This is a genomic window from Actinomyces sp. S6-Spd3 (assembly GCF_000758755.1).
Taxonomy (GTDB): Bacteria; Actinomycetota; Actinomycetes; order Actinomycetales; family Actinomycetaceae; genus Pauljensenia.
On sequence record NZ_JRMV01000251.1, the window covers coordinates 1 to 576 of the forward strand.

1 protein-coding gene is annotated in these 576 nt (G+C 55.9%); it reads right to left on the minus strand.

Going from position 1 to position 576, the window contains the following annotated elements; translation table 11 throughout:
- Window positions 1–305: DUF3043 domain-containing protein (locus tag HMPREF1627_RS02020; protein ID WP_234305204.1), on the minus strand; the 305-nt coding region annotated here is incomplete at its 3' end.
- Window positions 306–576 lie beyond the last annotated feature (271 nt).

The following is a 576-nucleotide window of genomic DNA, read 5'->3' on the forward strand; positions in this document are numbered from 1 at the left end:
GGAAGTACGAACTCAGCCAAGGTCCAACGCGCATCCACGTAGTCACGTGTGAACCGGCGGATCCTGCCCTTGTCACGGGCCGGCATGTAGCGTTCGTCGCCGGTTTCCATTGCGCGCTGCTGGCGCTCCCATAGAGCGTTTTCACGTTCGCGACGGCGGCGCTTAGCTTCGCGACGATCCTTCGGGATCATGGGGCGACGGTTCGCGGCCTCAGCCTCTTTACGACTTCTGGTGGGACGACCCTTGCCAACTACCTCGTGAGCCTGATCGCCAGAGTGATCCTTAGACTTTTCTTTTCCAAACACGCTTCCAACTGTACCGCAGGGCATCTGAAGGCCTAAATAACAGGCCGACAATAGCAATATTGCCGAATAGTTCCAAGGTGTTTAACGTAAGGAGGGTGAATATCAAACAGCGACTTGAAGATCAGTTCGACCAGTTCGTGCGCGAACTCGAAGACATCGTCCGTATCCCCTCCGTTTCCTCGGCCTCCTTTGATCAATCAGAAGTTGAGCGCTGCGCAAAACACGTGGCGTCGAGGTTCGAAAGCCTCGGCTTAGAGGCGCAAATCCTGCG